The 25,389-nt window shown below is 55.2% G+C and carries 23 protein-coding genes and 1 tRNA gene; 9 read left to right on the top strand and 15 right to left on the bottom strand.

The genetic code is table 11. The features are described 5' to 3' along the window. Positions 1-27: 27 nt before the first annotated feature. Entirely contained in the window at positions 28-612 is a 585-nt protein-coding gene (locus ACXADJ_RS15430) for a TIGR02444 family protein (RefSeq protein ID WP_475067527.1), read from the top strand. Positions 613-650: 38 nt separating this feature from the next. Here the strand turns inward: ACXADJ_RS15430 and ACXADJ_RS15425 are convergent, their stop codons facing one another. Next, positions 651-1,388 carry a ParA family protein gene (locus ACXADJ_RS15425; protein ID WP_051218829.1) on the bottom strand — a complete coding sequence of 246 codons (738 nt, stop codon included), beginning with the start codon at positions 1,386-1,388 and terminating at the stop codon, positions 651-653. A gap of 369 nt (positions 1,389-1,757) precedes the next feature. Between ACXADJ_RS15425 and ACXADJ_RS15420 the strand changes: the two genes are divergently transcribed. Both ACXADJ_RS15420 and ACXADJ_RS15415 read left to right on the top strand, forming a co-directional pair. Then, positions 1,758-3,866, top strand: coding sequence for a TonB-dependent siderophore receptor (locus tag ACXADJ_RS15420; RefSeq protein ID WP_475067526.1), 2,109 nt, complete (start codon positions 1,758-1,760; stop codon positions 3,864-3,866). Positions 3,867-4,003: 137 nt separating this feature from the next. Next, positions 4,004-4,438, top strand: a complete 435-nt coding sequence (locus ACXADJ_RS15415) for a DUF4124 domain-containing protein (RefSeq protein ID WP_475067524.1) — start codon at positions 4,004-4,006, stop codon at positions 4,436-4,438. Positions 4,439-4,445: 7 nt separating this feature from the next. Here ACXADJ_RS15415 and ACXADJ_RS15410 read toward each other — a convergent pair whose 3' ends face one another. The 3 genes from ACXADJ_RS15410 to ACXADJ_RS15400 form a co-directional block, all read right to left on the bottom strand. Next, positions 4,446-5,414, bottom strand: a complete 969-nt coding sequence (locus ACXADJ_RS15410) for a WD40 repeat domain-containing protein (protein ID WP_475067522.1) — start codon at positions 5,412-5,414, stop codon at positions 4,446-4,448. 225 nt (positions 5,415-5,639) lie between these two features. Then, positions 5,640-6,116, bottom strand: a complete 477-nt coding sequence (locus ACXADJ_RS15405) for an Rsd/AlgQ family anti-sigma factor (RefSeq protein WP_028292177.1) — start codon at positions 6,114-6,116, stop codon at positions 5,640-5,642. A 179-nt stretch (positions 6,117-6,295) separates the two neighbouring features. Continuing rightward, complete coding sequence (locus tag ACXADJ_RS15400) at positions 6,296-6,814, bottom strand: disulfide bond formation protein B (RefSeq protein ID WP_475067519.1); 519 nt, start codon at positions 6,812-6,814, stop codon at positions 6,296-6,298. 156 nt (positions 6,815-6,970) lie between these two features. Between ACXADJ_RS15400 and ACXADJ_RS15395 the strand changes: the two genes are divergently transcribed. Further along, positions 6,971-7,378: a flagellar basal body-associated FliL family protein gene (locus tag ACXADJ_RS15395; protein ID WP_051218831.1), complete on the top strand. Its 408-nt coding sequence runs from the start codon at positions 6,971-6,973 to the stop codon at positions 7,376-7,378. Positions 7,379-7,455: 77 nt separating this feature from the next. Here the strand turns inward: ACXADJ_RS15395 and gshA are convergent, their stop codons facing one another. Further along, complete coding sequence (gene gshA / locus ACXADJ_RS15390; RefSeq protein WP_475067517.1) at positions 7,456-9,066, bottom strand: glutamate--cysteine ligase; 1,611 nt, start codon at positions 9,064-9,066, stop codon at positions 7,456-7,458. Between the two features lie 228 nt (positions 9,067-9,294). Here gshA and ACXADJ_RS15385 point away from each other — a divergent pair, with 228 nt between their 5' ends. The 3 genes from ACXADJ_RS15385 to ACXADJ_RS15375 all read left to right on the top strand — a co-directional run bounded on the left by ACXADJ_RS15385 (position 9,295) and on the right by ACXADJ_RS15375 (position 11,824). Next, positions 9,295-10,515 carry a LysM peptidoglycan-binding domain-containing protein gene (locus ACXADJ_RS15385; protein ID WP_475067514.1) on the top strand — a complete coding sequence of 407 codons (1,221 nt, stop codon included), beginning with the start codon at positions 9,295-9,297 and terminating at the stop codon, positions 10,513-10,515. Between the two features lie 100 nt (positions 10,516-10,615). Then, on the top strand, positions 10,616-11,329 hold the full coding sequence (locus ACXADJ_RS15380; protein ID WP_475067512.1) for a hypothetical protein: 714 nt from the start codon (positions 10,616-10,618) through the stop codon (positions 11,327-11,329). A gap of 9 nt (positions 11,330-11,338) precedes the next feature. Next, entirely contained in the window at positions 11,339-11,824 is a 486-nt protein-coding gene (locus tag ACXADJ_RS15375) for a tetratricopeptide repeat protein (protein ID WP_475067509.1), read from the top strand. 44 nt (positions 11,825-11,868) lie between these two features. Here the strand turns inward: ACXADJ_RS15375 and ACXADJ_RS15370 are convergent, their stop codons facing one another. From ACXADJ_RS15370 to yrfG, 6 genes are all read right to left on the bottom strand, one after another. Then, positions 11,869-14,238 carry a Tex family protein gene (locus ACXADJ_RS15370; protein ID WP_475067507.1) on the bottom strand — a complete coding sequence of 790 codons (2,370 nt, stop codon included), beginning with the start codon at positions 14,236-14,238 and terminating at the stop codon, positions 11,869-11,871. Between the two features lie 170 nt (positions 14,239-14,408). Continuing rightward, on the bottom strand, positions 14,409-15,917 hold the full coding sequence (locus tag ACXADJ_RS15365) for an SPFH domain-containing protein (RefSeq protein ID WP_475067505.1): 1,509 nt from the start codon (positions 15,915-15,917) through the stop codon (positions 14,409-14,411). Positions 15,918-16,119: 202 nt separating this feature from the next. Further along, complete coding sequence (locus tag ACXADJ_RS15360; protein ID WP_475067503.1) at positions 16,120-17,706, bottom strand: phosphoenolpyruvate carboxykinase; 1,587 nt, start codon at positions 17,704-17,706, stop codon at positions 16,120-16,122. 226 nt (positions 17,707-17,932) lie between these two features. Then, the gene (gene hslO, locus ACXADJ_RS15355) at positions 17,933-18,787 is read right to left on the bottom strand and encodes an Hsp33 family molecular chaperone HslO (RefSeq protein WP_475067500.1); all 855 of its coding nucleotides are present in this window, start codon (positions 18,785-18,787) and stop codon (positions 17,933-17,935) included. 17 nt (positions 18,788-18,804) lie between these two features. Beyond that, entirely contained in the window at positions 18,805-19,206 is a 402-nt protein-coding gene (gene hslR / locus ACXADJ_RS15350) for a ribosome-associated heat shock protein Hsp15 (protein WP_028292187.1), read from the bottom strand. A gap of 219 nt (positions 19,207-19,425) precedes the next feature. Further along, positions 19,426-20,163: a GMP/IMP nucleotidase gene (gene yrfG, locus ACXADJ_RS15345; RefSeq protein ID WP_475067498.1), complete on the bottom strand. Its 738-nt coding sequence runs from the start codon at positions 20,161-20,163 to the stop codon at positions 19,426-19,428. 58 nt (positions 20,164-20,221) lie between these two features. Between yrfG and nudE the strand changes: the two genes are divergently transcribed. Beyond that, complete coding sequence (nudE, locus tag ACXADJ_RS15340; protein ID WP_475067496.1) at positions 20,222-20,785, top strand: ADP compounds hydrolase NudE; 564 nt, start codon at positions 20,222-20,224, stop codon at positions 20,783-20,785. A 41-nt stretch (positions 20,786-20,826) separates the two neighbouring features. Here the strand turns inward: nudE and ACXADJ_RS15335 are convergent, their stop codons facing one another. From ACXADJ_RS15335 to ACXADJ_RS15320, 4 genes are all read right to left on the bottom strand, one after another. Then, positions 20,827-22,977 (bottom strand): PAS domain-containing hybrid sensor histidine kinase/response regulator, encoded by a 2,151-nt coding sequence (locus tag ACXADJ_RS15335; protein ID WP_475067493.1) that lies wholly within the window; start codon positions 22,975-22,977, stop codon positions 20,827-20,829. Positions 22,978-23,055: 78 nt separating this feature from the next. Beyond that, positions 23,056-23,742, bottom strand: a complete 687-nt coding sequence (locus ACXADJ_RS15330) for an LrgB family protein (RefSeq protein WP_475067491.1) — start codon at positions 23,740-23,742, stop codon at positions 23,056-23,058. After that, complete coding sequence (locus ACXADJ_RS15325; RefSeq protein WP_475067489.1) at positions 23,739-24,116, bottom strand: CidA/LrgA family protein; 378 nt, start codon at positions 24,114-24,116, stop codon at positions 23,739-23,741. The genes ACXADJ_RS15330 and ACXADJ_RS15325 overlap by 4 nt, the downstream gene beginning before the upstream one ends. A 22-nt stretch (positions 24,117-24,138) precedes the next feature. Beyond that, a tRNA-Leu gene (locus ACXADJ_RS15320) sits at positions 24,139-24,223 on the bottom strand. Positions 24,224-24,365: 142 nt separating this feature from the next. Between ACXADJ_RS15320 and ACXADJ_RS15315 the strand changes: the two genes are divergently transcribed. Further along, positions 24,366-25,382, top strand: coding sequence for an AI-2E family transporter (locus ACXADJ_RS15315; RefSeq protein ID WP_475067487.1), 1,017 nt, complete (start codon positions 24,366-24,368; stop codon positions 25,380-25,382). Positions 25,383-25,389: the final 7 nt, after the last annotated feature.

Genomic DNA, 25,389 nt, shown 5'->3' with positions numbered 1-25,389 from the left:
TTTTTACGACGACAAAAGGAAGCGGCAATGGCGGCGCAGTGTGCCACAGAATCATTGGACAACCCACTGTGGCAGTTCGCATTGGATTTCTACCCGTTTGAGGACGCCGAAACCATTCTGTTGGAATGCCAACAGCAGGGTGCCGACGTGCTGTTGCTGCTGGGTGCCTTGTGGCTGGCCACCGACAACGGTGCCTGGCCGGATGACGAGGATTTCGATCTGGCGCTGGAAGGCTATTTGAGCTGGCGCAGCTCGGTGGTGGAGCCATTGCGCGGAGTACGACAAACCCTGCCGAAGGCCGGTCGGGACGACGTCCGTGGCCAGTTCCGTGAACGCATCAAGGACCTTGAGTTGGAAGCCGAGCATCTGGCGATGGCCGGGCTACATGTGGTGCTGGATGAATTTGCCGATGAATGCCCGGAAGACGAGCCGTTGCGCGACAGTGTGACGGAAAACCTGCGTCAGGTGCTGAAGCTGGACGGTGCCGATGTGTCACCGGCGTGCATGAACGCCCTTGTGGATAACTTGCTGGCGTTTGTGGTGGCGAAGGCCGCTGATCATCACGATGAGCTTGAGGCTGCTGACGACATTATTGACGACGCCGTTGAGTAAGACGACGAGGACGATGCATCGCGGTCTGCTGAAGGCAATTAACGCCCAAGCTTGCGCTTGAATTCAATACTGGCGTGGACATCGTCCAGCCATTCCAGCAGAGGCTCCCAGTGGGCCTCGTCTTTTGGGTCCCGGCCGGGATCATCAATCATGCCTTGTCCCAACTCACTGGTGCGAACATAGCCTTGGGTATCACGTAGCGACGTAATAAAGGGAATCTTCAGACTGCGCAGAAACAGCGCCAGCTTGTTGTACACCAGGGTGTTTTTGCGGGTGCGGTTGGCAACAACGGCAATGGAGCGGCTGGTTTGGCGAAAACTGTGGCTCAGCATAATGTCGCGAATAAAGGTTGTGGCAGCACGAATATCAATGGCTGAAGGCAGCACCGGGATAATCACGGCATCGCACTGGCGAATACGGTCGCTGAGGGCGTTGCCGGTAAGACCTGCCGGAGTATCAATAATGATGCGCTGGGTATCACTGGGCACTCGCACATCAAACGAGCGGGTAACCTGCCCCGGTGCCGCCTTGCAGGCCACCACACCGTGAATGGCGGGCAGCAGGTGGTCGCGGGCTTGCAGCCATTCGGTGGCGGATGACTGTGGGTCGTAGTCGATCAACGCCGTATTGAGGTGTTGACTGGCGTACAGGCTGGCAAGATTGGTGGCCAGGGTGGTTTTGCCACAGCCACCCTTGGCGTTGGCAACCAACACCCGAAAGGGTTGTTCGTGCTGAATCACACGCACGTCTGGTTGTGCTTCCGCTGTTTGCAACATGCTCGTCTACCGATGGTTCCGTTCCGGATCAAAATGAGCGATGGCGAGTGCTCTACTGGCTATGTTTTAACCAGTAATGGCCTTGTATTGCAACCACCTGCATCCGGAATCTCTTTAACAGTCTAGAAGTTGACGCGAGAAATTCCCGTTAAATTGCCCTCTGGCCCCTGGAAATACCGACATTCTGTTGGAATCGGCAAGATTGAACGGCAGTGAGCGATGAGCATGAAGCAAGCACGCTGTTCAAATGTTTCAAAACAAGACAAAAAGATCAAATCCCATACATAATTGATAATTATTGTCATTTGTATAAACTGCCGCGTTTTCAAGGGCGTCTGCCCGCTCGCTTTTGCTCCTCTGGTTGTATCTATGACTTCAAAACATCTTCTGGTGCTGGCTGTTGCCAGTGCTTCTGTATCGTTGGCGTATGCCGATGACAACGCTGCCACTGCGGATTCTGACGCCGTGGTCGACACCCTGGTGGTGACTGCCAAGCAGCAATCCTGGTTCGAACAATCGTCCAGCACCGCCTTGAAGATGGAAGCTGCCCAGCTGGAGACGCCGTTCAGCCAGAACACCATCAACGACGCCATGCTGGAAGACCTGAAAGCCAGTACGCTGGAAGCGGCCTACGGCTATCTGGCCGGGGTATCGCGCTCGGGTGAGGCAGCCAACTCCTTCACCATTCGTGGCATGTCGGCCGACTTGCAGAATGTGCAGGTGGATGGTTTGCCGGGTCTGGTGTCTCGCTTTGGCGCGCCGGTAACGGCCAACCTGGAACGTGTCGATGTGCTGAAAGGCCCGGCATCGGTGCTGTACGGCCTGATGGAGCCAGGCGGTATGGTCAACATGGTGACCAAAAAGCCGGAAGCAGAATTTCACGGACAAGCGGATGTCTCGTACCAGAACTACGTCAATCAGAACAAGGGCGGTTACAACGGCTCGTTTGACGTTACGGGTGCCATGGATGACGACAGCGAATACCTCTATCGCCTGATCGGTGGTGCCGAGCACAGCAACAGCTTCCGCGACTACGTCGACACCAACACCCGTTACCTGTACCCGAGTTTCTCTCGGGTATGGGCCGACAGCCGTCTGGACGTGCAACTGGAATACACCTACGAGAAACGCGGTGCAGACCAAGGGCTGGCATTGGCCGACGGCACGGACCTGGATTCGGTTGAATCGATCGAAACCTACTATCAGGAACCGGGCGACTTTGAACGCGATGAAGGCTACGCACTGGGCGTTTCCTACGTTCAACAGCTGAACCGTGACGCCACCCTGAATATGAAATGGCGCAGCGTGCTGCATGAAGACGAAAACCAGCGCTACGAGAACAACCGGGTCAACAGCGATGGCACCCTGCGTCGTCGTGACCGTCATCAGCTCAACCGTCGTGCCTACCACTTCCTCGATACCAGCGTGGTCTGGTCGTTCGATGGCGCCGTGCGTCACGATTTGCTGGTGGGCATTAACGGCGGTTACGAATACCGTCAGTACGACCGTCTGGACTGGCGTACGTCGAGCACTCCGATATCCATTGCCGACCCGGTTTATTATCAGGAAGACGAGTCGATTGCGGATGTTCCGGGCAGCATGCGTCGTTGGAAGCTCTACAACGCCGGTGTGTACGCCTTTGACCGTGTATACCTGAGCGACGCCTGGACGCTGGTCGCCGGTGCCCGCTACGACCAGCAGCAGGGTGATTACCGCCGTATCGATAACGACAGCGGTGACGCTACTCGCACCAGCAGCACCAACTACAACGCCGGTGTGGTGTATCAGCCAACCCTGACGACCTCTGTATACGCCAGCTACGCTGAGTCCTTCGATCCACAAACCGTCGGCACGCTGGACGCCGATGGCGAGCAGCTGGACCCGGAGCAGGCCGAGCAATACGAAGTGGGTGCCAAGTACGCCTCTGAAGATCAGCGCCTGAACCTGCAACTGGCGTACTTTGATATCAACAAACACAACATCGTTGAAGAAAACGAAGCCGGTGACAACGAGCTGCTGGGCAGCGTGCACAGCCGTGGTGCCGAGTTCAACGGTCAGTACCAGCTGTCGGACGTGTGGCAGCTGCAAGCCAACTACGCCTGGGTCAATGCTCGCATCACCGATACCACCGACGCTGACACCCGCTACAACGCACCGGCCTTTGCACCGGTACATTCTGGCTCGGTATGGACCCGTTACAACTACCCGCAGATGGTGGCTGGCGGCTTCGTTGGTGGCAGCTTCGGTGCCAAATACCAGTCTGAGCGATACACGGGTACGGCATCCGGCAGTCGCGTACGCTTGCCGGGCTACACAGTGATGGACATGGCGTTGTATTACGAACGCATGAGCAGCAAGTACTCGCTGACCGTCGCCAACCTGACCAACGAGGTGTACTACAGCGGTGGCCGTAATGCCCTGAAACTGTGGCCGGGTGCGCCGACCAAGGTCACCCTGTCGGCTCAGTTCGACTTCTGATATCCAGGTTGTACGTTGGCCTGAACAACAAAGCAGAGCAGCCGCTCTGCTTTGTCGTATTTGAGGTTTGGGATACACTGGTGCGTGTATAGAACTGTAAAACGCCATCTCAAATACATGCCCAAGGGAACAGGCCGATGTTATCGACAAAAACATGGATCGTACTGGCAATTGTTGTGGGAGGTGCCTTTGCCTTCCCTTATGTGATGAAGAGCCAGATGGGCGAGCAGATGGAAGCCATGATCGACACCACGCTGTCGACGGAGCAAACCCGCCAAACCTACTACAAATGGCAGGATGCCAATGGCAGCTGGCACTTTGGTGAAAAGCCACCGGCGGGTGCCAATGCGATTGCCGTCAGCATTGATACCGCGGCTAATATTCTGGCTCCGGTCAAAGCCCCGGAACCGAAGGCAACGCTGGCCAAGGCCGAGCCCAAGGAAGACAAAATCGCCCCGCAAGACGCCTTTATGAACCCTGCTGCGGCCAAGCAGGCGATGGAAGATGCCAAGCAACTGCAAGAGATGCTGAACCAGCGCACCAAGGACATGGACGCGCTGATGCAGAACTGATCCAACGCTATTTCATTCGGAATAGCTGGCCGTCGGTGGTCACCGCGTAGTAATACGAGCCCGCAAAGGCCACGTCTTCCACCAGTACCCGGGGTTGGTTCCAGCTGAACGTGCTGCCCAGCTTCCATTGTTTTACCAGACTGCCATCGCTGGTTTTCCAGACGGCGACCAGGCCATCGCTGCTGCCCGTCAGCAGATAACGGCCATCGTGGGAAAACTTCACGGCGGAATAGTGACCCGCGGGTTTGGCAATTTCGACCAGTTTGCGGCCGCTGCCGCTGTCCCAGATGACGCCGGGTTCCCGCATGGCCGAGGTAAACAGCCATCGGCCATCGCGGCTTAACTCCACTGTTCTGACCTGATTACCGTGCTGCAGCCGCAGTAACTCCTTGCCACTTTCCAGCTGCCAGACCCGTGCCGTGAGGTCGTCGCTGCCACTGGCGATCAGACGATCGCTGCCATCAATCGAGACATCAAAGACCGTCCCCTGATGCTGCAAACGGTGATAAATACCGCCGTTCTGAATATCAAAAATGGTGGCGGAATAATCCTGCATGGCCAGCGCGGCGTAACGGCCAGTGCCTGTCAGGGCAATGTCGAGAATATCGCCGGGGGCGTTCCAGAAGCTGAAGGCTTCGCCGGTTTGGCGAATCCACAGCACAATGGTGCGATTGGAAGCGGTGGCGACGAAGCGTTTGTCGTTGGAAAAGGCGCTGGCCAGAATTTCGGTTTGCGCGCCTTCGGCGTGATTCCAGTCGAAGTGCCGCTCTGGTGGCCAGCTGGACCAAAGGCTGCCGCCATGATGCAAGCTGCCCACAAACAGCCAGCTGCCGTCGTGGCTGAAGCGGGCAGAGTAGAGCCCCTGACGGGCGACTTCACGTTGATCCTGTGGGCTTTCACCCTGTGGCATACAGCCGCTGAGTGCGGCAATAGCCAGAATCAGGCCCAGTAGCTGGCTGACGATGCCTTTCGTCATCGTGGGACTCTCCTGTCTGTTCAGACACGACGGATGGATAAGTCCATTAAGTCTAGACCACCAGAGGGCATGTTGCGGGCAGTGTCGGGCAAATCGCTGGTAACAGTGAATAAGCAAGAAAGAGAAAGCAAAAAGGATAAAGCGAGAAGGGCAAGCGAGGGATAACGTTGGAAATAATAGTGTTGGTCTGTCGAGTGACAGACCAACGGAGATCAGGCCGATGGATCAGTCGGCAACGGCTTCGGCGTGGGCAGTGTGCAAACGCTCGATCAGCTGGTCTTCCAGTGCAAAGCGCTCTTCCAGCACTTCACCCAACAGCGACAGCGCCGCAGGCAGCTTGCCCAGTTGTTCCATATCGCAGTAGCGGTCGTAGTTGTCGTTGAAATCGACGCACACGCCAGTCAGTTCATCCAGACGTGGCACGATGGTTTCGGCAAACTCGACACCGCCATCGTCAAACTCACGAGCTTCCGTCATCAGGCGTTCGTAAATATCGAAATGGCCTGCCGAGCAGTAGTCCATCATGGTTTGGCAGAAGCCTTGAACCAATTCAGCCAACGGCGGCTGTTCCGGGCACAGCGGCTTGGCGGCAGACAGATTATAAAATTGAACGATCAGCGCCTGGCGGCTGTTCAGCCAGGTATCAACGACGGTGTGTACTCCACCCCAGCGTTCCTTGGCATTGTTGACTTTTTCGAGCATAGCGGGCTCCTGTTGCGGTCTCTGGAAACCTTGCTGTGTCGCAAGGGTTTGCCATAGGCCTGGAGTGATTCTTACGGTAGTTCTTCCGGCCCTGTCGACCAATATAGGCCCGGGCCAGAGGCGCAATCAAGCAGCTTTTTTGCCTTTTTGCGCTTGCGTTTTCGGGTGTCTGTGCTTGTTCAGGCCGCTTGCAGATGGTTGCCACGACGCCAGCTGATGATCAGGCTGATCACACCAACCACTGCAAACACGATGAAAATCAAACGCATCCATTCCGGCATGCTCATGTCCATGTACATCCACGAAATATCGGCACAGTTGCCGTTGCCTTCCAGCATGATGTTCAGCAAGGCATCCAGTGGCAGGGTGTCCATCAGGTACTCAAAGCTGGGGCCACAGGCCGGTACATCTTCCGGTGGCAGATTCTGGATATAGACGTGGTGGTCGGCGACGAAGGCACCACCAATGGCAAAGGCGCTGCCAAGCCCCAGCGACAGCCGCGAGGGAATCCGGAAGTTATCCAACAGGAATGCCAGCAAACAGAAAATACCCACCATCAGCACAAAGAAACGCTGGGCCATACACAGCGGACAGGGCTCCATAAACTCGACAATTTCGAAGTAGTAGGCGGTGCCCAGCAAGGCGGCGCAAATAAAGAATCCGGCGAGGTACAGAAAACGAAGAGGGGTGGGGCTCATTGTGCTTCCCTGAAGTCAAATGGTTCGGTTGATATCGACAGTGGCCTGAATATATCACGGCCCTGTGTCATTCCTTTTGCGCAGTGACCGGACAAGCGCCGATCCCCTGCTAAGCTTGATGGTAAATCAGCAAAGTAAGGCCATCGGGAGTTGATTATGTTCCGCTTCATGGGAGTTTTTGTGGTGCTGCTGGCACTGCTGGGCACAGAGGCGCGTGCCGAGGAGGAAGCCGGGGGCGTTTCCAGCGTGCAGTACATCTATTTTGAGCCCGCGCTGGTGATCAACTTTGGCAGCACTGGCCGCATGCGTTACTTGCGTACGGAGATTGCCCTCAAGGTATCGTCCTCGGAAGCGGCGGGTAAGGTCACCCAGCACAAGCCGTCGTTGCGCAACGCGCTGGTGTTCCTGTTGAGTGCCCAGGAACCCAAGGTGATCAATTCCTCGCAGGGACGGGAGTCGATACGCGGGCTGGCGCTGGAAGAGATGCGTCGCACCATGCAACGGCTGGAAGGCATGCCCTACGTGGATGACCTGTTCTTCAATACCTTTGTGGTACAGAACTAGGGACCCTGGTGTCAAACCTGAACAGGCCAGCAATGCTGGCCTGTTTTAGTTTGACTGACGGGCGCTGATACTGCCGCTCAGCGATTCAGGTATTGATGCAGAAACTGCTCGAAGGGCATGTTGTCGCCGGCTTCCAGTGCGGCCTGCTCTTCGAGCGACCGTTTGGCCTTGTCTTTCCAGTGCTGGGCGGTGGCGCCAGTCAGAGGCTCGGACATTGCCTTGCGGTGTTGGCGGGCCTGATCCAGTGTAAATTCAGCGAATTCCATACCGGTTTCTTTCAGCGTATTCAGTACCATGGCAGACGGCGTCAGGTTGGCATCGATCACCTTCAGGCGCTGCTGCTGGAGTGAGTCCTGATGGAAGCTGTGGTGGTTGGCCTGGTCCATGCGTTGGGCCAGATCGGCCATGTCGTCGAGCAACTCCAGTCCCCAGTCTTGCAGGGAAATATCGTCGCCGCCACATTCGCGGCAGCGGCTCAGCATCAGTCCCGGCTCACGGCCGCGCATCACGGTTTTTTCCAGGTTCTGACGCAGACAGTTGAACTCAACATCGTCAATCGGCGCACTGTCTTTCAGCAGACAGTACATCAGGAAGGTATCCATAAAGGCTGCTTGCGGTACGTCGATGCCAACAGGCAGATACGGGTTCAGGTCGGTACAGCGCACTTCGATGTATTCAACGCCGTAGCGGTCCAGCGACTGCAACGGTTTTTCGCCGTGTTTGGCCACCCGTTTAGGGCGAATGTCGCTGTAGAACTCGTTTTCAATTTGCAGCAGGTTGGTGTTCAGCTGCATGTAGTCGCCAGCGTCGTTCTGAACCCCCATCTCCTGATAACGCGGCTCCTTGATTTCCATGGCGGCACCAAGGGTGCGGACATAGTCATCAACGCTGTTGTAACACACTCTTAAACCGGCTTGGGCGTTGTTGGTATAACCCAGATCACTCATACGCAGGGAGGTGGCGTATGGGGCGTACAAGGTGTGTTTGTGCAGGGTATCGAGGTTGTGCTGTTTGCCTTCGAGGAAGGTGCGACACACCGCTGGGGAAGCACCAAACAGGTACAACAACAGCCAGGAATAACGGCGGAAGTTACGGACCAGACCAAAATAACGGCGCGAGACAAAATCCTGCATGGATTCGCCAGCCACGTCATCCTGCTGCTTCAACGCCTCCCACAGGCTATCCGGCACCGAGAAGTTGTAATGAATACCGGCAATGCACTGCATGATGCGGCCATAACGGTGCCACAAACCATGACGGTAAACGTGCTTCAGACGACCAATATTGCTGCTGCCATAGTCGGCAATAGGAACCGACATTTCACCATTCAGCACACACGGCATGGAGCTTGGCCAGATCAGCTCGGCTTCCATCTGGCTGAAAGCAAAACGATGCGCGACATCCAGACTGGCAATGGCCTCGTGGGCACTGCCATACACCGGCGTAATAAACTCCAGCAGCGCTTCCGAATAATCCGTGGTGATGCTCGGGTGCGTCAGCGTTGAGCCCAGACCTTTGGGGTGCGGTTTCTGACTGATCACGCCCTCATTGGAACAGCGTAGTCCCTCTTTTTCGATACCACGCTGCAAACGCGCCAGCGCCGCAGCAACGGTGTCATCTCCAAGCATATCCAGTGCTTGCTGGTACGCAGGATCTCGGGAGGCAATGGTGGAAGTTGTAGTGGCCAAGGTCGTCTCGATTCCGGGCAAATATCGGCGCAGTATAAAAGAAACTGGCCAGCGGTAGTACGGGGCGAATCGGGCACAACAGAAAATCACTTTTCCAAATCGCTGCACAGGTCTCATACAGGGATAAAGTTTCGTCTACAGGCCCGGAACTGTGATGGCTTACCGGAATTAAGCAAAACAGGGCATGAAACTGGCGGCAATTTTATTGACCGCGCAAGGAATGCCCGAATGCAAGCCGACCTAAACATCCACTACACCGTCCAGAAAGGCGACTGCCTCTGGGATTTGTCCCAACGTTTCTATAAAGACCCGACCCTGTGGCCGGTGATCTTCAACTACAACAACCAGCCTCGCGTGGTGTGCGAGACCGGCACCGTGATTCTGGACCCTGACCTGATTCTGGTTGGCCAGAAGCTGGTGATTCCAGCGGCCAATAAAGCCAAGGCGGTGGATCGCAACAAAATGTTGAAGGTGCGGGACGCGATCATTGCCAACCGTCGCGAGCACTCAGGTAAAGGCGTTCAGGAAAGCAGACAGATCGACCGTATGCGTTGTACTCAGCCAGCTCCTCCAAAAGGTGGCGAGCCAATGGCGAGGAAGAAGGCTTCGGTATTGGCTGCTCCGGCAGTAGAAGTGGATTTGGGCAAAATTCAGTATCCGGACATTCGACGTGGTGGTCTGGTCATCAAAGTGAGTATTGATGGCAAGGTATTGGTCAAAACCACGTTTTCTCCTGAGTATCAGGTAGCAATCAATGACTCTGGCAGCATCAAGCTATCGGCAACCAGAGAAGCGGATACGGTTGTTGGAAAGCTCATCAGTAACACGTCATTCAAGGTAGATACCGACAGCTCAGGCAAGCCAAAAGGAGTGACGTTGAGTAATGGTCTTGCTGCCCACTTTCTGAATGACAATACAACGATCAAGGTAGAGACGGTGACAGACCTATGGGGAAATGTGGGAATTAGAGGCACTGCCTCCTTTAAAACCCGTAAGGAGTTTATAAATAATGTCGCGGCGGATGAAACGATAACAATCACCATCGAAGTCGAAAAAGAAAATTTCCGTAACAACGGTAAGCAACATGTAGATGAGAAGGCGCAGTTGGAGTCTGAATTCGCCGATCTTGCCAAAGCCGGGAAGCTGGTTTTACAGGCTGGGGCCATCATTGGTGCAGCTGTTCTTACAGATATTATTATTCCGGGTCTTGGATTTGCTGACGATGTTGTTGCGATTGCTACGGCTGCGAGGCTTGTAACCTTGGCGTATAAGCTTGGCAAAGGCCCCATTGGTCGCGTTCTCTATAAGGCTTTTATCCACGCTGAAAGATTGAACATGGCTGTACGGGATAATATTCTGAGTGTCCTTAAATGGTTAGGATTAGGTTTGGGGCTCGCAACTCCAACGATGGCTATGTCGAATGATCAGGTAGATTTAATAAATGATTAAATACCTATTCTTGTCATTGCTAATAGGCTTCCTTTTTATCATCGGACTGGGAGCCTATGAAAGGCACTTCATTGGCATTCATGGGTATGGAATCGCTGATGTGATTAATCTCGATTATTCGAAGGAGCCAAATCCTTGTCGCGTTAGATATAAGAGCAGTATTGAAATTGTCAGCGTCGACTCGCATTCATCCGATAATACTGAAAGGCACATCGATGAGTATCGTATGTATCGACTGTGCCAGATTGTTGGCGGTGAATTACAGTTGTTGCCGGGTTCTGTTGCCAATGTGTTGAATAAAGTCATATTCACAAAGGTGTTTCGGTCTGGTGATATAACTGCAGCGGGAACCTATGACGCAGCTGAGCATTCCATCACGATTGGCAGCGAGGATGGCGATGACGATTTTTATAGCGACCTGTTTATCCGTGGAACGTTTCATCATGAGCTGAGCTCATTTGTTGTCCACTCAAGTGTTTTTGATGTGAGAACCTGGAGAGATCTGGAGCCCTCTGGATTTGAGTATCCTTCTGCAAAAGACTTTTTCTATACATCCAGGTATTTGGCGGGAGACGTCAAAATTGAACCGGCAGAGTTTTATTATCAACAGGGGCTTGTTTCTGACTACGGGACAACGGGGGTTGAAAACGACTTCAATGAATACGCCCGTCTGGTGTTCACTGAGCCAGCACGTATGGCCTCGTTGATCGATCAATACCCGCAAATCAAAAAGAAGTATCTGTACTTCAAACAGGTCTATCTGGATTTCGACCAAGGATTCCAGCCCTTCTTCGACAAGATAGACGCAGGCTAAGGAGCAGCCATGTTTTCCAGTAAACCAACCACGCAGCAGGTGGCGTGGTACACATTGTTTATCCATCTTGCCGTGATGTTTGGCTTTGAAGCGCTGTTTAACTGGTTGCAGACAGGTGATGCCTTCACATGGTCAATCATTGCCTATTTCGTTTTGTTTCTGGCTTTACGGAAGGGTGTCGCAAGGCATCATCGGGCGGGTATGTCGGCGGCTCATGCCGGGAATTTTGAGCAGGCGATGCAGCACTTCAAGGACAGCTACGATTTTTTCAGTCGGCACCAGTGGATCGATAAAGGGCGTTATCTGTTTCTGTTGTCTTGTAGCAAGCCTTGTTATCGGGAATTGGCGCTGGTGAATATCGGCAGCTGTCTGGTGCAGTTGGAACGTGGAGAGGAGGCAATTGCTGCCTTCGAACGGGCGTTGCAGGAGTTTCCAAACAGTGAGCTTGCCAAGCAGACGATGAAGACCATTCGGACGTTTTCAGCAGCGACGTAATCCAAAGGCCCCTGATGATTCCAAGCAGGGGCCTTTGTTTTTACTTACTTCTTCTTGGCGTTGGCAAACGCTGCTGCCAGAGCGCCCGCCATGGCCCCCTGACCTTGCTGGTTGCCGCCAAACGAGGTTTTCTGATTGCCTTTGCCGCCGCCATTACCGCCGCGACGGGACTGACTGCGTTTGTCGCCACCCCCGAGTTTTTCCGCGGCTTTTTCGTTGGCGTCGTCGCTCATGCGCATCGACAGACCAATACGCTGGCGCGGTACGTCGACTTCCATAACCTTCACCTTGACGATGTCACCGGCTTTGACGACGTCACGTGGGTCTTTCACAAAGGTGTCAGACAAGGCTGAAATATGTACCAGACCGTCCTGATGTACGCCGATGTCGACGAAGGCACCAAAGGCGGCAACGTTGGTAATCACGCCTTCCAGCACCATATTCGGCTTCAGGTCGGAGATCTTTTCGACGCCTTCCTGGAATTCGGCGAACTTGAACTCAGGACGTGGATCGCGGCCGGGTTTTTCCAGCTCGGCCAGAATGTCCTTGATGGTGATCACACCGGTCTGTTCGGTGGCGAACTTCTCGGCGTTGACGGCTTTCAGCAAGCCACGGTCGCCCACCAGGCTCTTGATGTCACGGCCGGATTCTTGCGCGATGGTTTGCACCACCTTGTAGGATTCCGGGTGCACTGCTGAGGCGTCGAGCGGGTTGCTGCCGTCCATAATACGCAGGAAACCTGCCGCCTGTTCGAAGGTCTTTGCCCCCAGGCGTGGTACCTGTTTCAGGTCGTCACGGCTGTTGAAGCGACCGTTAGTGTCACGGAAGGCAACGATGTTGTTGGCCAGTGTGCTGTTCAAACCGGAAATACGGCTCAGCAGCGGCGCGGAGGCCATGTTGAGGTCGACACCAACCGAGTTCACACAGTCTTCAACAACGGCGTCCAGTGAGCGCGCCAGTTGGCTCTGGTTCACGTCGTGCTGGTACTGGCCGACACCAATGGATTTCGGTTCGATTTTCACCAGTTCTGCCAATGGATCTTGCAGGCGACGGGCGATGGAGACGGCACCTCGAATGGTGACGTCGAGATCCGGAAATTCCTTTGCGGCCAGCTCGGAGGCGGAGTACACCGACGCGCCGGCCTCGTTGACCATGATCTTCTGAACCTTCTGGCTGGCGTCCAGTTTTGGATTGATCTTCTTCAGCATGTCGCCGACGAACTTGTCGGTCTCGCGGGAGCCTGTACCGTTGCCGATGGCGATCAGTTGTACGCCGTGTTTGGCGATCATGGCCATCAGCACGGCTTCGGATTCGGCAAATTTGTTCTGCGGCGGGGTGCAGTAAACAGTGCTGTGGTCGACCACCTTACCGGTGTTATCCACAACCGCGACCTTCACACCGGTACGCAAACCGGGGTCCAGACCCATGGTTACTTTGGAGCCTGCCGGAGCGGCCAATAGCAGGTCTTTAAGGTTGTCGGCGAATACCTTGATGGCCGATTCTTCCGCGACTTCACGCAACTGGCCAACCAGTTCGGTTTCCAGATGGGTTAGCAGTTTGATGCGCCAGGTCCACTTCACTACTTCGGCCAGCCAGCGGTCGGCGCCACGCTGTTCGTTTTTGATGGCAAAGTGTTCGGCAATCATGGCTTCGCAAGGGCTGCTAGCCAACTTGTCTTCCAGCTCGGCGGCGGTCGCCAGTGAGAAGTTCAGAACGCCTTCGTTACGGCCGCGCAGAATCGCCAGTGCACGATGGCTTGGTACGCTTTTCAAGGCTTCGTCGTGTTCGAAGTAGTCGGCGAACTTGGCACCTTCGTTTTCCTTGCCTGGCACAACGCGCACAGACAGGGTGGCTTCCTGCTTGAGGAACTGACGCAGCTTGGCCAGCAGGTTGGCGTCTTCAGCGAAGCGTTCCATCAGGATGTACTTGGCACCATCCAGCGCAGCTTTGGTGTCGTTAATGTCTTTTTCGCTGTTAACAAATGCAGACGCTTCAGAGTCCGGGTTCAGATCCGGGTTGTCTAACAGGCGATCGGCAAGCGGCTCCAGACCGGCTTCAATGGCGATTTGGCCCTTGGTGCGACGCTTCTTCTTGTATGGCAGGTACAAATCTTCCAGACGGGTTTTGGTATCGGCACCCAGAATGTCGCGCTTCAGTTCGTCGCTGAGTTTGCCCTGTTCTTCAATGCTTTTGAGAATGGCATCGCGGCGGTCTTCCATCTCACGCAGGTAGCGCAAGCGTTCTTCCAGCGTCCGCAGCTGGCTGTCGTCGAGTGAGCCGGTGACTTCCTTACGATAACGGGAAATAAAGGGAACTGTTGCCCCTTCATCCAACAGGCCTACAGCGGCACTGACTTGTTGCGGGCGAATGTTGAGTTCTTCGGCCAGGCGTTGGCCAATGGATTCGAGCAGCATAGGGAAGGGGGTCCGTCTTGTTTCTTCTGAATTCGATGGCTCTGTGATCGCTGGAAAACACAGTTTGTATGGTTAAATATACAGGGGTTAGGGTAGCACGAACCAGTGACATTTTGAGTAAATCCCGCCCTTTGGCAGGATTTACCCTGTGTAGAGTGGCAACAGGTGGCTTATTTATCTTCAATCTCACGCGAGTAGCTCAACCGCTTGGCGGCATCGAGGGTTAACAGCTGCATGAAAGCTTTGACTTCGGAGTCTGAACCCGTCGGAGCACCGGAACCGCTGCCACCACCGCCAAATACGTTGGTGGGTACCGCGCGTCGGGCGAAAGCGTCGGCCCAGGTTTTCTGGATTTCGATTTCCGCCTGAAGTTTTTGGGCGAGGGCGTTATCCGCTTTCAGAATGACTTCTTTCTGGTAGGCCTCCGCGTCGGCCAGAGTGCGTTGGGTTTCGGCTTCGATGCGGGCTTTTTCCAGTTCGATCTGGGCGGTGTCCTTGGCGATTTCAGCCTGTTCTTTCAGCTTCTGGGCGTTGGTCAGGGCCAGTTGCTTTTCCGTTTCGGCTTCGGTGGTGCGCTGGATCTGCTCAACCTTGGCCTGGGCCTGGCGTTCCGCTACTTCGCGTTCACCTTTGGCGATGGCCAGCAGGCGCTGTTCTTCTTCCTGAATTCGTTGTTCACGGGCAATGGCGCGGTCGGCGGATGCTTTTTGTTTCAGCTGCATGCGTTCAACAAATTTGCTGTTCGGACGCATGTCCGTTACACGGGCGTCCAATACGGTAATGCCGAAGTTGGTGAATTTTTGGGTTTTACGGCGTGGTTGGCCGTCTTCTCCAAGTACCTTGTTCACTTCAAAGGTAATTTTGGTTTCGTCGCCGTATTCCTGCTGGTTGTCACCCAGGGCAGCGTTAGCGGTGGACTTGACCTTGCGGCCGGAGGCTTTCAGTACTTCTTCGCGGCGGACGATGTAGATGCCGCTGTTCATCTGGTTCTCGAACTCGGTATTGAACTCGGAGCGGCTGCCGGAGTAGTACTCTTCCGCGCTCATCAATGAGGCGGTGGCTTGCAGGGTTTCCTTGAAGGCCGGCATCAGGGCGGTGCGCAGCAGGTTTTCGGGAGAACGGTATTCGTGGGCCAGCTTGAGGAAGTTTTGTTCGTCTTCCGGAATGGAGAAACGGACTGTCGCTTCGGCGTCGGCATCAACCTGGTCAAGAAACATGATGTTCAGTGGCGGCAGGCTGGCACTGGCATCGGAACGATCGCTTTCGGCATCAAACCGTTCCGAGCGGCCCGCCACCGCCTGTACCGTCATGGAGCGTTTCCAGGCGTTGTAGCGACCAAACAGATAGACGTTGTAGCCGACGTCGGATACGACCTTTTCTTCCCCTGTAATGGTGCGCACATGATAGACGTAGCCGGGCTCGGCGTAGAAGAAGATCTGGTTGAACGCCCCTAGCATGAAGGACAGTACGGCGGCGCCAATCAGTACCGGCGTAATTTGCTGTGGAATGTCATACTGGATGCTGTCCATTCGGTGATTGATTTCATCGCTGTCCTTACCTTGTGCTTCCAGTTCGGATCGCATGCGTTCTACTTTCATGCGTTGTGACGAGCGAATCATACCCAGTGCGATGATGGCGACGATACAGAGTACGCCAATCAGAATTCCCCAAAATGCCATGTTGTTTTGCTCCCTTGCCGTTCGTTTGTGACTGATCGTTATTTGGCGCGCGGGATGATACTTGGCAGGGTATAACGGGATTGTGATGGAAGTCGGATTTGCATTCTGAAGGCACAAAAAAACCGCACCCCTTTTAAGGGAATGCGGTTCTTTGGTTGCCCAGTCTAACGTTGGTTAGTTGAGCAGGGCCTCAACAGCGCGCTCAGTCCAACTTAGGACCGGCTGCCAGGATGGCGTCAGATACATCGTACTTCTTGAAGTTTTCGATGAACTGGCCAGCCAGCTGCTGTGCTGCTGTGTCGTACTTGTCCTGATCGGCCCATGCGTTGCGTGGGTTCAGAACCTTGCTGTCAACGCCTTCCAGTGCGGTTGGAACTTCCAGACCGAACACAGGAACGGTTTCGGTTTCAACACCGCGCAGCTGACCAGTCTGGATCGCAGCGATCACAGCACGGGTAGTCGGGATGGAGAAACGCTCACCGCCAGCACCGTTTGGACCACCGGTCCAGCCAGTGTTGACCAGGTACACCTGGGAGTCGAATTCTTTCACACGCTTGATCAGCAGCTCGGCGTATTCGCCAGCTGGACGTGGGAAGAATGGTGCGCCGAAGCAGGTAGAGAAGGTAGAACGCAGGCCTTTTACGCCGCCCATTTCGGTTGAACCAACCAGTGCGGTGTAGCCAGACAGGAAGTGGTAAGCCGCCTGTTCGTTGTTCAGGATGGACACTGGAGGCAGTACGCCGGTCATGTCACAGGTCAGGAAGATAACGGCTTTTGGTTCGCCAGCCATGTTCTCTTCAACACGCTTTTCAACGTGAGTCAGAGGGTAGGCACAACGACCGTTTTCAGTCAGGGAAGTGTCGTCGTAGTCAGCAGTACGAGTGGTCTCGTTAATCACTACGTTTTCAACGATGGCGCCAAAGCGGATGGCGTCCCAGATGATTGGCTCGTTCTTCTTGGACAGGTTAATGGTCTTGGCGTAGCAACCACCTTTCAGGTTGAATACGGTGCCCTTGCCCCAACCGTGCTCGTCGTCACCAATCAGGTAACGCTCAGGGTCGGCGGACAGGGTGGTTTTACCGGTACCGGACAGACCGAAGAACAGGCAAACGTCGCCATCTTCGCCAACGTTGGCGGAGCAGTGCATTGGCAGTACGTCTTTTTCTGGCAGCAGGAAGTTCTGCACGCCGAACATGGCCTTCTTCATTTCACCGGCGTAACGCATGCCAGCGATCAGTACCTTGCGCTGAGCGAAGTTAACGATCACACAACCGTCGGAGTTGGTGCCGTCACGCTCTGGAACACATTCGAAGCCAGCAACGTTCAGGATCTGCCACTCTTCCTTGTCGGAAGGGTTGTAGCTTTCTGGCAGGATGAACAGGTTACGGCCAAACAGGTTCTGCCAGGCAGTCTGGGTGGTCATTTTAACGGCCAGGTAGTGCTGCGGGTCAGAGCCTACGTGGACGTGAGAAACGAAGCTATCAGTCTGGGATACGAACTCTTCTACACGGTCCCACAGGGCGTCGAACTTGTCGGCATCAAATGGACGGTTGATGTTGCCCCAGTCGATAGCGTCTTTGCTGCTTGGCTCTTCAACGATGAACTTGTCCATCGGGGAACGGCCAGTACGTGCGCCGGTTTTTACTACCAGTGCGCCGTTGTCTTGCAGTTCGCCTTCGCCACGAGCAATCGCTTGTTCTACCAGAAAAGGCGTAGATAAATCCGTGTATACAGTGGTCATATCGATACCCAGATGGGTCCTCGCAGTTGCGGTGGCCTTGTGGGCCATTACCAGTCGTTTTGTTCATTCACTCGTGTGCTTTCGAGTGATCTTGTGCTGAGAGACGCGCAAGTATGCCAGAAAACCAGCCTTGCGCTAAGTGTCTGGCCATTGGCCAGATCAATAACCCGTATAACAGTCTGCTATTCTGCTGACCTTACGAGTGTTAGAGGCTCTCTGTTCAGTACCGCGCCGCGGTTGCCTGCCAGGCAATCGCGGCGCGGTACTATATCACTTAATGCAAATTATTCTCAGGGAACAATTCGCTCATGTCGGTTTCGTCGAAGCGGTAGTGTTGCTGACAAAACTCGCAGTTAACGTCGATGTGACCGCTTTCTTCAATCATTTCGCTGATGGCGGTTTTGCCAACCTGATGCAGGGCGTTGGCCAGACGGTCGCGTGAGCAGGTGCAATGGAAGCTGAGTGCACTGGCCGGATACACGCGCACGTTTTCTTCGTGGTAAAGGCGGTGCAGCAACTCTTCGTTAGCCAGTTCCAGCAGTTCTTGCTGCTTGATGGTGGCGGCCAGATGGCTGACCCGATCCCAGGCGTCAATGTCGTCGTCGGTGCGCTTGGACGGCAGCTGTTGCAGCATGAAACCAGCCGCTTGCTGGCCGTCGCACATCAGCCAGAAGCGGCTGGCGAGCTGTTCGGACTGCACGAAATATTCTTCCAGAGCGGCAGCAACGTCGCCGCCTTCGATCAGGGTGATGCCCTGATAACGCTGGCCCTGGTCCGGTTCGATGGTGATCACCATCTGGCCGTCTTCAAAGCTCAGTTCTTCGCTGGGCTGGTTTTCGTCGTAGCGGGCGATGGCGCGCAACCGGCCTTGTTCGTCGGTTTCTGCCTGAATCAGCGAGATGTTGCCCGGCAGACGAATTTGCAAGGTCAGACGGCCCTTGAACTTGAGGTTGGCGCTCAGCATCGCGGTGGCGGCCATCAGTTTACCCACTGCCACAGCAATCGGTTGCGGGTACTGGTGACGGCTCAGAACGTCTTGATAGGCCTGATTCAAGTGGGCCACTTCGCCACGAATCGCAACGTCGTCAAAAGAGAAGCGCTGGAGCTGGTCCGCACTGGTCTGGGTCATTCAATTCACCTGTCGGGTCAGAGATCCTGGTAGATCTTTTCAAAGCGACGCATATCGCGGCGCTCTTTTTTGTTGGGTTTGTGGTCCGGGGTCGGCATCGAGGCTTTCAGCACCTTGCGCTGTTCGGACTTATCCATTCGGGCCTTGATACTTTGGGGCGTTTCTTCATAAAGCAAGCGGGCTTCAGGGGCGCCACGGCGCTGTTCCGATAACGCCTTGATGACCACTTCTTTCTCGTCGAAGCCCTGACGAATCAGCAGAGTATCGCCGACGTCGGCCATTTTGCTGACCTTGCAGCGCTGGCCTTCGTAATGCACCTTGCCGCCTTCGATGGCGGTTTTGGCCAGCGAGCGGGTCTTGAAAAAACGGGCCGCCCATAACCATTTGTCGAGGCGTACCTTCTGGCTGTTGTCAGTCATGCGGTCGTTACTCTCCCTAGAGGGGACATCTATTTAATCCGGTGCTCACTCTGGGCTACCGGGTGGTTTCGAATCACGAAGCCGACTTGCAGGCCTGACGGGTCAAGTCAAAAGTCGGCGACACAGAGTCGAGATCATCCGGCAGCCCCCGCAGGGCGCGGGTTGCCGCCGCCCAGTGCGGTGTTGACGAACTTGAAAAGACTCGACCGGACAGGTTCGTCATTTCGCTGCATCCGTCGCCTTGCACTGAACAACGGCAACACTCGCGCAGAGCCGTGCAGGATTAAATAGATGTCCCCTGAGTATGTCCAGTTCGTCGAAATGATGAATGCCGGGGAAGCGATCCTGCGGCTGAGCCGGTTTGGCGCTGTCCGGGTGCTGGATTGCCAACAGTTGGCCGATGCCCCAGCGTTGCGCTGATTCTAACACAGCGAGGCTGTCATCAATCAGTAGGGCACGGTCGGGTTGAAAGGCTTCGTTGCGGCTCAGGTGCTGCCAAAATGCCTGACTTTCTTTCGGTTCGCGGTAATCGTGGGAGCTGATGATGCGATCGACGTATTGGTCCAGACCGGTGTGCAGCAATTTCAGGTCGACGCTGTCGCGGTGAGCGTTGGTGACAATTACCCGGCGTTTGCCCATGTCGCCAAGGCGGGTCAGGAATTCCCGGGTGTGTGGACGCCAGTCAATTTTGTTGGCGACGTCTTTCTTCAGCTCGGCGATGGGCAGGCCGGTGAGCTCGGTCCAGTGGTCGAGGCAATACCAGTTGAGGGTGCCGCGCAGGCCAATAAAGCTTTTGTTCAGTTCGGTCAGGGCGTCATCAAGGCTGAGGTTGTGCAGGCGGGCGTATTCAGCGGGAACGTGGGTGAGCCAGAAATAGTTATCGAAGTGCAGGTCCAGCAGGGTGCCGTCCATGTCCAGAAGTACGATGTCAATCTGCTGCCAGTCGATTACAGTCATGGGGGTTATACTCCGCTCACCTACTTTTTCATGTGAGGTTATTGTAAGCGTGGCTGATATGGATAAAAAACCTCGAATTCTGCACCGTTCTGTTGTCGCCCGTAGCCGTTTGTTTACGGTGGAGTCGGTTGATTTGCAATTCAGTAATGGCGTCGAGCGCACTTATGAGCGGTTGGTCTCCGGCGGTCATGGTGCTGTGATGATGGTGGCCTTGATGGACGACAATCAGGTCGCTCTGATCCGTGAATACGGTGGCGGTATTGATGACTACACCCTGACGCTGCCGAAGGGCGCGGTGGATATGGGCGAAACCATCCGTGATGCCTGTAACCGGGAATTACAGGAAGAGATTGGCTTTGCCGCCAGTGAATTTGTTTATCTCAAGCGCTTGAGTCTGTCGCCCAGCTACATGAGTGGCGGCATCGATGTGGTATTGGCTCGCGGGCTGACGCCATCCAGGCTGGAAGGCGATGAGCCAGAGCCGCTGGAGCTGGTGCCGTGGCCACTGGATCAGCTGGATGCCTTGTTTGCCCGCGACGATTTCACCGAAGGCCGGGCGCTGGCGGCGTTGTCGTTGGCGCGCAGCTGGCTGGCGGGGCAGTTTGAAGGCGAGGTGCTGTAAGCGCCGCCAGGGCCCTGCGAATAATGAGAGGGCCTCCTGGATTAATTGAACGTTAGTCGTGGCAGGGCTTCGGCAATGGCGATGCGCAAGGCATCGACCTTGATGGGTTTGCTGATAAACCCGTTCATGCCGGCCTGCAAACAGCGCTGGCGATCTTCCATCATGGCGTTGGCGGTCAGCGCCAGAATCGGCAGGTTGTTGTTGGGCATGTCCGATTCGCGAATACGACGGGTGGCGGTAATACCATCCATCACCGGCATGTTGATGTCCATTAACACCAGATCAAAGTGCTGGCTCTGAACGGCTTGCACCGCTGCCAGACCATCTTCCGCCACGGTGCAGTGCAAACCGAGTTTCTCCAGCATCTTCACTGCCACCCGGCGGTTAACGTCATTGTCCTCAGCCAGCAGCACCGAACCTTTCAGGCGTGCATGACGTTTGGCTTCGGCAGCCATCGCGGAAGACTGCTGATGTTGCGCTGCGGTCAGCGGGATGGAGAGGGTAAAGGTGCTGCCTTCGCCCTGCACGCTGTGGAGGCTGACTTCACCTTGCATGGCGCGAGCGAGGTAACGGCAAATGGTCAGCCCCAAACCGGTACCACCAAAGCGGCGACTGGTGCTGCTGTCGGCCTGACGGAAGGCAGAAAAGATCTGTTGCTGCTTCTCGGGTGGAATGCCAATGCCGGTATCGGTGACGGCAATGTTCAGGTGCTGCTGGCCCTTGTCATCCTGTTGGCCATCGACCCGAATGCTGATACGGCCCTGCTCGGTAAACTTCATGGCGTTGCTGATCAGGTTGGTGATGATCTGGCGAATGCGCTTGGGATCACCAAGCCAGAACACCGGTAAGTCACCGCTGTACAAATACACCAGATCCAGTCCTTTGCGGCGGGCAGGCTCCCGAAACAGCGCATGCAGTTCGGTCAGCAGGGTGTCGAGGTCGAACTCAATCTGTTCCAGCTCCAGCTTGCCGGATTCAATCTTCGACAGGTCGAGAATGTCGTTCAGAATATCCAGAAGGGCATGGCTGCTGCTGTGGATAATATCCAGATAGTGGCGTTGGTCTTCGTCCAACTCGGTGTCCAGTGCCAGTTCGGAAGCACCCAGAATGCCGTTCATCGGTGTGCGAATCTCGTGGCTCATGTTGGCCAGAAACACCGACTTGGAGCGGTTGGCCTGCTCTGCCTGGGCCAGCGCTTCGCGAATCTTGATGTTGGCGGATTCCAGCGCTTCCTTGTTGGCAACGTCCTCAGAAATATCCAGCCCTGCCAGTAGCACCTGGGTTTGGCCTGACAGTTTCAGTACCGTCATGCGCCAGCGAATGATGTGCTGTTTGCCGGTGGAAGTAATCAGTGGAAACTCGGTGGTCAGGCTGCCGCTGGCGCGACTGAGCAGGTTCTGCCACTGCTGGTTCAGAATGGTGCTGGCATGGCTCGGCAACAGGTAGGTTAACGGGTAGCCTTTGATCTGGTGTTCGGGCAGCTGCAAACGTTTTTGGGCTTCCGGGTTGGTGTGTAATACCAGCCCGTCCTGATTGCACACAATCAGCAGGGTTTGCATGGTGTCGATATAGGTCGACAGCCGTTGGCGTTCTTCGCGCAATTGTTCTTCGGCAAAAAAGCGCATGCTGATGTCATCGGCGGTCAGCAGCAGGCAGTCGGTCTGGCCTTTGCCAGCACGGTGCTCATCGTTTTGCCAGGGGCGGGCAACCACACTCCAACGGGTCCATTCGTCGGCCTGATCCAACAAGCTGACTTCAAACTGCACCATGGATTGAGTGGTAAGGGCATGGCGTAGCTGCTTGGCGACTTCCTGTCGTTCGTCGCCCGCTTGCAGCTGGTTCAATGACTGCCCCTTGCGTAAACCGAACAGCTGTTCGAACTGGGGGTTGGCATCCAGAATCTGTTGTTTACTGTTGATGTGCAGCACCAGACCATTGACGTGGTCCCAGCTGAATCCCTTGCGTAGTACGTGGTGGCGGTTTTTGCGCCAGTAGCCGGAAAACAACACCAGACTGGCGAGCCCAGCCAGAAACATCAGGATCAGGGCGGCCGCCAGCATCGACACCGCGTCATCAAGGCCGTTGAGCTTTTCAGCCTGATCCAGAATGTCGAAGATACTGACTGCCATCATGGCCGTGGCAATCAGAAACAGGGTCAGCAACAGCACGAGCTGACGGGCTACAAGTGACATGGCAATCCCTTGGCTGGTTCTGGTTAAAGTGCCCAAGCAGGCCCTGAACGGCAGAACGTCAGCGGCCAAACAAGGGCATCACAGCATCAGCCAGGGCAGTAAAATTGCGTGCAGGGTGGCCGTCAGGGTCATGGCCATGGCGGCATAGGCCGACTCGGTTTCGCCCAGTTCCAGTGCCCGGCCGGTGCCAATGGCATGGCCGCACACTCCCAGGCTCAACCCCGCCGTTGCTGGCTGATTCATATTGAGCAGTTTCAGTATAGGCACAATCAGCACGGCACCGAGGATTCCGGTAATAATTACAAAACCTGACGCCAGCGAGGCGTTGCCGCCAATCTGGTTGGTAATAGCGACCGCCACCGGCGTTGTGATCGACTTGGTCACCATGGTGGTGCTGATCAGCGGGTCGCCAATCAGCCAAACGGTCATGCCCCAGGCCACCAGTACGGTGGTCAGGCTGCCGCAGGATACTGCCAGCATGATCCGCAGCCAGTGTTTTTTCATGTGCTTGAGCTGCTGATAGAGCGGTACCGCCAGCATCACAATCAATGGGCCGAGCATGTCGTGCAGGTACTGGCCGCCTTCCATATAGACGGCGTAATCGGTATGGGTCAGCAGTAGCACCGCAATCAGGATCACGATGGCCAACAAAATCGGTGGCAGGAACACCGGCTTGCGCAGCTTCAGATAGGCTTGCTGGCTCAGAACAAACGCGGCAATGGACAGCATGGCCCAGAACAGCGGGGTTTGCAGCAGGGTCATCATTGGTCGTTCTCCCCACTGGCGTTGCTTTCTTTCGCGGCAACTTTCGCAGCAACACCGATGTGCATGCAGGCCGCGCACACCAGTACACCGGGAATCAGACTGACGGTCAGAATCATCAGCAGCATCAGTCCATGATCCGCCAGCAGCTGCTTGTGCATCACAATGCCAACGCTGACGGGCACCAGAAACATCGGCAACCAGGGGGCCAAAAATTGGGTGGTTTGGCGCAACGACTGAGGCACAGAGCCGCGTAACAGCAAAAACGTCATCAATAGCAACATGCCAGCAATGGATGCCGGGATGGGTAATGACAGGGTTTGCTGGGCGAACATGCCAGCAACAAGAAAAAACAGCAGGATCAGAAAGCCAATCATAACCGGCCCCTGAAATCAGGAATGGTGCGGAAGGAGAGACTCGAACTCTCACACCTTGCGGCGCTGGAACCTAAATCCAGTGCGTCTACCAATTTCGCCACTTCCGCAGAAGGTCGCGGACTATACGCGAGTAAATTACCTTTGCCAAGTCTGCCGCAGCGGGAAAGTATCTGTGGTGCGAATTTCATGGGAGTGATGTACCTTCCGTGGAGAAATGCTAAAGATCGACCATGCATCATGGAGTGGAACGTGTCGAATAATACTCAATTGGCCAGCAGTGTATTACTGACGCTGGCATCCGCCATTATCGTTATTGCGGGTATCAAAAGTGCGGCAGACATGCTTGTGCCGTTTCTGTTATCGGTGTTCATTGCGGTGATGAGTGCGCCGCTGCTGCATTGGCTGGGGCGCCGTGGCGTGCCGGGCATTCTGGCCGTACTGATACTGGTCGTTGGTTTTCTGGTGCTGGGATCGGCGCTGGCGATGTTTCTGGGGGGGACTATTAATGCTTTCTATCAGGACATGCCAACCTACGAAACCAAACTGCAGTCCCTGTTTTCACAAACCATCGACTGGGTGCAGGGCTTTGGCATCGACGTGCCCAAAAATGTTCTCAAGGAGTACATCAATCCGGGCGTGGCCATGAACGCGGTCGCCACTGTCTTCAATGGCCTGGGCGGTGTACTCACCAATGCCTTCCTGATTCTGTTCACCGTGATCTTTATTCTGATGGAAGCCTCGGGCATGCCGGACAAGCTGAAACGGGCGTTCGGTGAACACACCTCAGCGTTAAGCAATTTCGAACGCTTTAGTGCACTGGTGCAACGGTATCTGGCCATCAAAACCCTGATGAGCATGGGCACCGGGGTCAGTATTGGTCTGGTGTTGTGGATCATCGGGGTGGATTACGCGCCGATGTGGGCACTGGTGGCATTTTTGCTGAACTATATCCCCAATATCGGTTCCATTATTGCAGCGGTGCCAGCGGTACTGGTTGCGCTGATTCAGCTCGGCCCGGCGGAAGCACTGGCCACCATCATTACCTACATGGTGGTCAACACCTTGTTTGGCAATGTGATTGAGCCTCGAATGATGGGTCGAACCCTGGGCTTGTCAACGCTGGTGGTGTTTCTGTCGTTAGTATTCTGGGGCTGGGTGTTGGGGCCGGTGGGGATGTTGTTGTCGATCCCGCTGACCATGGTGGTGAAAATCGCCCTGGAAACCCGCCCGCAAAGCCGCTGGATGGCAACCTTAATGGATCATTAACCCGGCT

This window comes from Oceanobacter sp. ABM4_470 (assembly GCF_056158645.1).
Note: the sequence above shows the minus strand (reverse complement) of the source record. Positions and strands in the feature narration are given on the sequence as shown.

Coding starts and splice junctions, on each gene's coding strand:
- ACXADJ_RS15430 (WP_475067527.1), top strand. CDS start 28: ATGGCGGCGCAGTGTGCCACAGAATCATTGGACAACCCACTGTGGCAG.
- ACXADJ_RS15425 (WP_051218829.1), bottom strand. CDS start 1,388: ATGTTGCAAACAGCGGAAGCACAACCAGACGTGCGTGTGATTCAGCAC.
- ACXADJ_RS15420 (WP_475067526.1), top strand. CDS start 1,758: ATGACTTCAAAACATCTTCTGGTGCTGGCTGTTGCCAGTGCTTCTGTA.
- ACXADJ_RS15415 (WP_475067524.1), top strand. CDS start 4,004: ATGTTATCGACAAAAACATGGATCGTACTGGCAATTGTTGTGGGAGGT.
- ACXADJ_RS15410 (WP_475067522.1), bottom strand. CDS start 5,414: ATGACGAAAGGCATCGTCAGCCAGCTACTGGGCCTGATTCTGGCTATT.
- ACXADJ_RS15405 (WP_028292177.1), bottom strand. CDS start 6,116: ATGCTCGAAAAAGTCAACAATGCCAAGGAACGCTGGGGTGGAGTACAC.
- ACXADJ_RS15400 (WP_475067519.1), bottom strand. CDS start 6,814: ATGAGCCCCACCCCTCTTCGTTTTCTGTACCTCGCCGGATTCTTTATT.
- ACXADJ_RS15395 (WP_051218831.1), top strand. CDS start 6,971: ATGTTCCGCTTCATGGGAGTTTTTGTGGTGCTGCTGGCACTGCTGGGC.
- ACXADJ_RS15385 (WP_475067514.1), top strand. CDS start 9,295: ATGCAAGCCGACCTAAACATCCACTACACCGTCCAGAAAGGCGACTGC.
- ACXADJ_RS15375 (WP_475067509.1), top strand. CDS start 11,339: ATGTTTTCCAGTAAACCAACCACGCAGCAGGTGGCGTGGTACACATTG.
- ACXADJ_RS15370 (WP_475067507.1), bottom strand. CDS start 14,238: ATGCTGCTCGAATCCATTGGCCAACGCCTGGCCGAAGAACTCAACATT.
- ACXADJ_RS15365 (WP_475067505.1), bottom strand. CDS start 15,917: ATGGCATTTTGGGGAATTCTGATTGGCGTACTCTGTATCGTCGCCATC.
- ACXADJ_RS15360 (WP_475067503.1), bottom strand. CDS start 17,706: ATGGCCCACAAGGCCACCGCAACTGCGAGGACCCATCTGGGTATCGAT.
- hslO (WP_475067500.1), bottom strand. CDS start 18,787: ATGACCCAGACCAGTGCGGACCAGCTCCAGCGCTTCTCTTTTGACGAC.
- hslR (WP_028292187.1), bottom strand. CDS start 19,206: ATGACTGACAACAGCCAGAAGGTACGCCTCGACAAATGGTTATGGGCG.
- yrfG (WP_475067498.1), bottom strand. CDS start 20,163: ATGACTGTAATCGACTGGCAGCAGATTGACATCGTACTTCTGGACATG.
- nudE (WP_475067496.1), top strand. CDS start 20,222: ATGGATAAAAAACCTCGAATTCTGCACCGTTCTGTTGTCGCCCGTAGC.
- ACXADJ_RS15335 (WP_475067493.1), bottom strand. CDS start 22,977: ATGTCACTTGTAGCCCGTCAGCTCGTGCTGTTGCTGACCCTGTTTCTG.
- ACXADJ_RS15330 (WP_475067491.1), bottom strand. CDS start 23,742: ATGATGACCCTGCTGCAAACCCCGCTGTTCTGGGCCATGCTGTCCATT.
- ACXADJ_RS15325 (WP_475067489.1), bottom strand. CDS start 24,116: ATGATTGGCTTTCTGATCCTGCTGTTTTTTCTTGTTGCTGGCATGTTC.